Source organism: Staphylococcus pettenkoferi (genome assembly GCF_002902685.1).
GTDB lineage: Bacteria > Bacillota > Bacilli > Staphylococcales > Staphylococcaceae > Staphylococcus > Staphylococcus pettenkoferi.
The window spans coordinates 1-7,794 of record NZ_PPRN01000075.1; the positions used below are offsets into that span (position 1 = coordinate 1).

At 34.1% G+C, this 7,794-nt stretch carries 6 protein-coding genes and 1 pseudogene; 3 read left to right on the plus strand and 4 right to left on the minus strand.

The window, feature by feature from the left end; all coding sequences use genetic code 11:
- Positions 1 to 110 precede the first annotated feature (110 nt).
- A complete protein-coding gene (uhpT, locus tag CD126_RS11275) occupies positions 111 to 1,490 on the plus strand; it encodes a hexose-6-phosphate:phosphate antiporter (protein ID WP_049405046.1) in 1,380 nt (459 codons plus the stop codon).
- 130 nt (positions 1,491 to 1,620) lie between these two features.
- Here the strand turns inward: uhpT and CD126_RS11280 are convergent, their stop codons facing one another.
- The 3 genes and pseudogenes from CD126_RS11280 to CD126_RS11290 form a co-directional block, all read right to left on the minus strand.
- Entirely contained in the window at positions 1,621 to 2,400 is a 780-nt protein-coding gene (locus tag CD126_RS11280; RefSeq protein WP_232620133.1) for an HNH endonuclease, read from the minus strand.
- Between the two features lie 57 nt (positions 2,401 to 2,457).
- Positions 2,458 to 2,571, minus strand: a pseudogene (locus CD126_RS11285) (class I SAM-dependent methyltransferase); the annotation flags it as partial.
- A 127-nt stretch (positions 2,572 to 2,698) separates the two neighbouring features.
- Positions 2,699 to 4,369 carry a DUF262 domain-containing protein gene (locus tag CD126_RS11290; protein WP_049405044.1) on the minus strand — a complete coding sequence of 557 codons (1,671 nt, stop codon included), beginning with the start codon at positions 4,367 to 4,369 and terminating at the stop codon, positions 2,699 to 2,701.
- A 499-nt stretch (positions 4,370 to 4,868) separates the two neighbouring features.
- Here CD126_RS11290 and CD126_RS11295 point away from each other — a divergent pair, with 499 nt between their 5' ends.
- Together CD126_RS11295 and CD126_RS11300 are read left to right on the plus strand one after the other, a co-directional pair.
- Positions 4,869 to 6,347 carry a catalase gene (locus CD126_RS11295; RefSeq protein WP_103370513.1) on the plus strand — a complete coding sequence of 493 codons (1,479 nt, stop codon included), beginning with the start codon at positions 4,869 to 4,871 and terminating at the stop codon, positions 6,345 to 6,347.
- Positions 6,348 to 6,591: 244 nt separating this feature from the next.
- A complete protein-coding gene (locus CD126_RS11300) occupies positions 6,592 to 6,918 on the plus strand; it encodes a hypothetical protein (protein ID WP_049405040.1) in 327 nt (108 codons plus the stop codon).
- 226 nt (positions 6,919 to 7,144) lie between these two features.
- On the opposite strand, the gene CD126_RS12250 is transcribed toward CD126_RS11300, so the two are convergent.
- Positions 7,145 to 7,794, minus strand: a 650-nt coding sequence (locus CD126_RS12250; protein ID WP_206168294.1) for a hypothetical protein, incomplete at its 5' end; no start/stop codon positions are given.

Sequence of the window (7,794 nt, forward strand, 5' to 3'; positions counted from 1 at the left end):
ATCTAATCGTTGTATTCACTAAATATTAATAAATTTATCTTTAGTTATATGTAAAACGCTTTCATAAAGTGGTATACTCTTCTTACTTTATTGAAGAAGAGGTGTCATTCATGAGTTTTTTCGATATTCACAAAATACCTAACAAAAACATTCCATTATCTACTCAACGTAAATTGTGGTTAAGACAATTTTTAAAAGCCTTTCTGGTAGTCTTTCTCACTTATATGGCTATGTATCTTATTAGAAATAACTTTAAAGCTGCTCAGCCAATGCTTAAAGATCAAACTGGGCTAACAACATTAGATCTCGGATACATTGGTCTTGCATTTAGTATTACTTATGGTTTAGGTAAGACTTTACTCGGTTACTTTATCGACGGTAGAAACACGAAACGAATCATTTCATTTTTACTCATTATATCGTCCCTCACAGTGTTGATGATGGGCTTCATTTTAAGCTTTTTCGGTTCTGTATTAGGAATCTTTATTGTGTTATGGGGGTTAAATGGTCTCTTCCAATCTGTAGGTGGTCCCGCAAGTTATTCCACAATTTCTAGATGGGCACCTCGAACAAAGCGCGGTCGTTATTTAGGTTTCTGGAACACTTCACATAATATTGGTGGTGCTATTGCAGGAGCTATCGCTTTATGGGGTGCCAATACATTCTTTAACGGTAACGTTATTGGTATGTTTGTCTTTCCTGCTGCTATTGCACTTATTATTGGTATAGTCACATTATTTATTGGTAAAGACGATCCTGAAGAACTTGGGTGGAATCGCGCTGAAGAAATATGGGAAGAACCTATCGACCAGGAAAATATTGATTCTGAGAATATGACTAAAGGTAGTATTTTTAAGAAATACATATTAAAGAATCCAGTTATTTGGATTTTGTGCGGGGCCAACGTCTTCGTTTACATTGTACGTATCGGTATTGATAACTGGGCTCCGCTTTACGTAACAGAACACTTACATTTTAGTAAGTCTGATGCTGTTAATACTATCTTTTACTTTGAAATAGGTGCACTCGTCGCTAGTATGCTTTGGGGATACGTTTCAGACTTACTTAAAGGACGTCGTGCAGTTGTCGCTATTGGTTGTATGTTAATCATCACATTCGCAGTATTATTCTATACAAATGCAACAAGCGTGTTAATGGTAAATACTTCACTATTTGTTCTTGGAGCCCTTATCTTTGGGCCTCAATTATTAATTGGTGTAGCTATTACGGGGTTTGTTCCTAAAAATGCAATCAGTGTCGCAAACGGTATGACAGGCTCATTCGCATATTTATTTGGAGATTCTATGGCTAAGGTAGGTTTAGCAGCTATTGCAGACCCTAGTGCTAAAGGTTTACACTTCCTTGGTATTCATTTACATGGTTGGTCAGATGTTTTTATTGTCTTCTATAGTGCTTTATTCATTGGAGTTATACTATTAGTTATCGTCGCTATATTTGAAGAGAAAAAGATTAGAAGTTTAAACTCATAACTGATTGATTTAAGAGAAGCGAAGAGCTTTAAGCTCTTCGTTTTTTTACTTGTGAAGTCTTTTATAATTTCACCAAATAGTATGATAAATTCAAATTCATACTACTAAAATTGGCTTGTTTCTTTTTGAATCATTCGTTTTGTTTAATGATATCTTTTAGCGCTTCTACACTTAATGGTGCATTTTTTCTTCGATGTATCATTCGATGGCAATTTGCACATAATGGTACCATATCTGTTTTAGGATTAACTTCTACTTTCTCTTTATTCTCATACATAGGTTTTAAATGATGAATTTCAATATAACCTTTACCAAGATCACCGTAAAATTTTTCAAAATCAAAACCACAAACTTTACATTTTGTACCATGAATTTCAATAGCTTTAGCTCTTAAAGAAGGATTTCGTTCATAACGAACACCATATCGAACTACAGGACGCCCTTCTTCATAAATCGTATTTTCAAGTGAATTATCTACTTTTTTAATGTCCGCTTCTCTATAATCATCAACCGTTTCTGAAATATATTCTTTTAGTTCACCATAAAGACGACGAGGTCCTTGAATAATTCCCTTAAGCCCATGTTGTTTAAGCACATTATAATTTAACTTATTCGTATTAAATTCTTTCACATACTCTATTTCAATAAATGAATCTTTATTGTTTAAAGTAGCTCCGTTTTTAATATATTTATTGTCATCTATTGTTATCTTAGGTTTATTCACTTCGGTCACACGACATTTATATCGAATAGCTTTAACAGGCGCAGAAAGATAAATATAAATAATATCGCCAACTTCAATCGATTTCATTTGTTGAGTCTGTGACCAATCAAGTCGAGTTAATTCCGTAAATGCACGATGAATATCATAGTATTCAGTATTACAAGGTATTAACCACGTTTGTGTCATAAAAAGTTCCTCCTAATTATTTACCTGTTCAATTATTCCAATACGTCCATCATGTGAAACTTCTCCAGTCGCACAACCGACATCGAGCACGCGCATGCCTTTCGCTATCCCTGACTGCGCGAGCAAACGTGTCGTAAAATCATTTCGTTTCTGATGTTTCACGTGTAACATCCTTTCTTTATTCTCCACTTTAATTCCTGTTAATAATTTTGCCCGTAAATGAGTTATCAAAATCATTTACGGGCAAATTGCCTGCGTTATATCTTTTCAAATTAAAAACAAGCCGAGTTTTAATACATTAATTTAGGCTCCAAACTTTTAAAGCAATATTAGCTAACTTCTTCTGACGTTCAATAATTTCATAATCTGTCCACTCGTCATAATGAATCAAATCTCTAGTTAAATTTATTTTTGATTCTTTATATATTTCTTTCTTTTGTTTAAACGGCTTATTAATAATGCTTTTATTATATTCCTCAGCTAAGAGAGTTAGATTGCCAAAACGCCAAAGGTAATTTTCATAAGTATCATGATCAATATCCCAATTATCAATATTTTGTGGCATAATGTGTTCGATATGAATTTTATTATTATCTCTAAGAATCCTAGTTTCCTTATTATTATAATTGTGTAATGCTCTAAATAAAAATCTAATCACATTTTTCTTTTTAACTGAGAAAGTTTCAAAAAAGTATTTGAAGTCTTCGTTATTAATTATTAATCCCTTTATTCTTTCTTTAACTTCATCGATATTAGTTAACTCTTGTTGAGTAATATCTTCAGCTATTTTTGAAAAGGATAGTTCATATTTATTAGCAACTTTTCCTGCTACAACAAAGTTTCTTACTATTAATGTTTCTAGTACATGAAGAAAGTCTAGTATTTCTTTTTCATCATAATTTTCTTTTACTAATGAGATAATAATAGGGTAATAAGATTTAGCACCTAATATACTTATATCTTTAATTTTTTCATTTAAATCTGTACTACTGAAATATATTGCTTCGTTAGGTTTATCGATAGCATTATATAAAGTAGATAAAGTTGAAAGATCAGAAATTAGATCGTTTACTTTTTTAGTTGAATCTATTGACTTGCGTATCTTTTTATATAGATCCTTCTCTCTAATAAATTTATCTTGAGAATTCCAGTAATGTCTAATAAATTTTGTTGCATCACTTTTCCCCAGATTATCCAACATTTTTTCCCATTGAGTTTTAACATGGTTTATATTTTTGCTTGCGATACGGAATAAGTGATTTTTAAGTAAATCAGAAGTTTCTAAATCTTTACCTCTCGCATTTAAAGTTTCGAATATTATAAATGCCTCATTAATATCATTAGTTTCCACGAACATAACCGTAAAATTATCAATTAAAGATTTATAAAGTGTATATACTTTTTGGTACTTATCATCATAACTCTCTGTATTCTCTATGTATTCATCAATAAGTTTTTCAAAACCCTCTTTGGTATCTTTTATTCTTTGTTCTGATTTTGTTAATTTTTTATTATCAATATCATTTGTTTTCTTACTTTGTATATACTCCTGGAAGAATATTTTATCATTTTCTCCTAATACTAATCTGACATCATTTCTCTTCTCTGTATAACATCCAATGTATTTAGAAGTGATGTCTTGAGAATCATATTCAGCATCCTCAATATTATATTCTTTTGCAAAGTAATCGAACTTTTCACGTAATGTATCTAAGAGAATAACAGCTGTTGTTGTTCTTTGTTGTCCATCGATAATATATTTACGCTTTGTTTCATCATCGGAATGTATCACTATCTGACCGAAAAAGTGACTTTCATAATCTTCTTCAACTAATTCTTTCAAATCTGCCCAAAAATCTTCCAATTCATCATACTCCCATGAGTACCCTCTCTGATAATCTGGAATGTAATATTTATGTTCAGCTAAATAAGAACCTAAACTTCTAGAATTTGAATTAATAATGCTCATTAATAAACCTCCCTTTATATTTAGTCTAACATTTATCAATTTCAAATAAATAGATTATCAACTCAATTTATTACAATGTTTTCTCATAAGTAAAAAGACTATCTTAGCATTTGAATATATATTGTTATGTGTATAAGGGATAATGAACTCTTTAATATTCATACCCTACATCCTCAACCCAATTCCGCACGACCTAATAAATATTTTAAGTGAAAAAGATAGACAACCGGGTAAAACTGTGTATAATAGATTATAGTAATTACAAAGTAATAATTGTTTTCAATTACATAGCACATGTTGACGTTTGCGTCTCATCCATCTAATCATGTTATGAGATGACATCGACGGCATCAATCGTGAGTATGAAGGCAATGTAACGAATCTCGCAACGATTTAACGAATTACTCAAATTTTCAATTTTACCATAATCGTATAAAAGATAATTTGAAATCATTCTAAAGACAGCGTCCTTCAACTCAACACCAAAGGAGATATAACTATGAGTAAATTAACTGGTTTATTTGGCGCACCCGTATCAGACAGAGAGAATAGTATGACGGCTGGTCCACGTGGTCCACTGTTAATGCAAGATATTTATTTCTTGGAACAAATGGCACACTTCGATAGAGAAGTCATTCCTGAACGACGTATGCATGCGAAAGGTTCAGGTGCCTTTGGGACTTTTACCGTAACAAATGATATTACTCAATATACAAGTGCAAGCATCTTCTCTGAAGTTGGTAAGCAAACAGAGATGTTCGCTCGTTTCTCAACTGTAGCCGGCGAACGTGGTGCGGCAGACGCAGAACGTGATATCCGTGGTTTCGCGTTGAAATTCTATACGGACGAAGGAAACTGGGATCTCGTAGGTAACAATACGCCTGTGTTCTTCTTCAGAGATCCGAAGTTATTCGCAAGTTTAAACCACGTCGTGAAACGTGATCCGAAGACAAATATGCATAATCCTGAAGCAAACTGGGACTTCTGGACATCACTTCCGGAAGCACTTCACCAAGTGACGATCCTCATGTCTGACCGTGGTATTCCAGACGGCTACCGTCACATGCACGGTTTCGGATCTCACACATACTCTATGTATAACGCTAAAGGCGAACGTGTATGGGTTAAATTCCATCATGTGTGCCAACAAGGTATCAAGAACTTAACACCTGACGAAGCGACACGTATCGTTGGTCAAGACCGCGAATCTTCTCAAAGAGATTTGTTTAACGCGATTGAAGAAGGCAACTTCCCGAAATGGAAGATGTACATTCAAGTGATGACGGAAGAGCAAGCGCGTAACCATAAAGATAATCCATTCGATTTAACGAAAGTGTGGTATAAAGATGAATATCCACTCATCGAAGTCGGTGAATTTGAGTTAAACCGCAACCCTGAGAACTACTTCCAAGACGTAGAACCAGCTGCGTTCGCGCCTACAAATATCGTTCCAGGTATCGATTTCTCACCTGACAAGATGTTACAAGGCCGCCTCTTCTCTTACGGGGATGCGCAACGTTATCGTCTTGGCGTGAACCACTGGCAAATTCCAGTCAACCAACCTAAAGGTGTAGGTGTTGAAAATATTTGTCCATTTAGCCGCGATGGTCAAATGCGTATTCTAGACGAGAACCAAGGTGCGAAGACACATTATTATCCAAACCAACATGGAGAGTTAGAAAGTCAGCCGCAGTTTAAAAAGCCTGGTTTACCATTAGAGGGTACAGCTTATGAACATGACTTCCGTGAAGATGACGCGAACTACTTCGAACAACCGGGTAAACTCTTCCGTTTGTTGTCTGAAGAAGAACAACAACGTTTATTTGAGAATACTGCGAATGAAATGGCGCCAGTAAGCGAACACATTAAACACCGTCATATCCGTCATTGTTTCAAAGCGGATACTGCATATGGTGAAGGTGTCGCAAAAGCACTCGGTATTGATATTAAAGATGTCGAACTCGATATCGTAGATTAATGATAAATTTGGTGCCATTAATGGGTAAGTGAGGCATCCCCAAGTATAGGTGAGAACATTGTTGATACTCTTTCTAAAATGTGAAGCGACTCATCTGCACCACTTTCTTTAATGGCACTGCCCTATTGTATATTGTAGGGCGATTCTAAGCGCAAGCTAAGCACACTTGCGCTTAGCTCCTTTTTAAAAGATTTATGCGAAACACGAAGCAATAAATATTAAGAAATAGATGAGGACTTAAGTAATGATATTAGATAATGTAAATCCGAATGACCTGTTCCCTACTGAACAGAAAGGGCCTACGCTACTCGGCGATATGGACTCCCCTGTGCGTGGTGAAGTGAAGACCTTTGAAGCGGGATATGTGGCGACAAGCGAACGTTTGATTCTGAATGTGGATATGGACGGCGAGTTTTACTACCGCAATATTAATTATAGTGAGATTGAAGCGATTACGTTAGCAGATGCGACGTTAACGATTCGCTTTGCGGTTGGTGCGTTTCCGATGCGCAATGTGGATGTCGAGAAAGCAGAAGCATTTAAAGCTTATATTGAAGAACATATGGATTGATAATGATAGAAGAGTCTGGGATGAGATTAAAAGACAATTGTTTTATCCTAGGCTCTTTTTATTTACTTAGGGGGCCACACTCAACTAATTCCTTTCGCTTTTAAGCTCTAGTAATGGATTTTCGTTGTGGTCTGGATCCCTCAAGTGTGTCAAGTCTACATTGAAAAACTTAAATTAAGAGCTAATATAACTCTTTTACCTTTTACTCTTCCAGACTCTTATATTATTAAATATTTTTCATTTCATTAAATGCTTGCTTTAATTCTGTCTCGTTCTGAGGTAATATAGTTCTTGCCTGTATAGCACAAATTATTATCCTAATTACAAAACAAATAAGAATTGAAACTCCCCATATCCATTTAACAGTAGAGTTTTCGTACCCTAAACAACAAGTTAATCCACCGTCAAATATAATTATCACTATAGGAATGCTCCATCTTATATATTCTAGAAATAGTAAATTTAAATTTTTTAATCTTCTGTATCTATCTTCATATAGAAAGGATTCCTGCATATACTCTGTCTTATTTGATATAAAAATCTGTCGTTCGATATTTTTGTCTATTCCATTTTTAGTCTTCGATCCTTTGATATCTCTAAGTGTTTTATACTCAATTAATAAGCCCTCATGAGTTTTCTTCAAACGTTTTCGCCACCCAATCAAATCTTCTATCTTAAACAATATAAACGAGTACTTAAGTTTCCACTCTAAAATAATTTCCATTATAAACGATACTATCATTATCGTAAGTACAGCTATAAGTAATGTTTTATCTAATAAGGTATATTTATTGAATAGGAGTACAGATTCTACATATATAAGTGCTAAAATCATATATACAAAAAGATTTATGTAAAAAATAACAAAAACTGAAG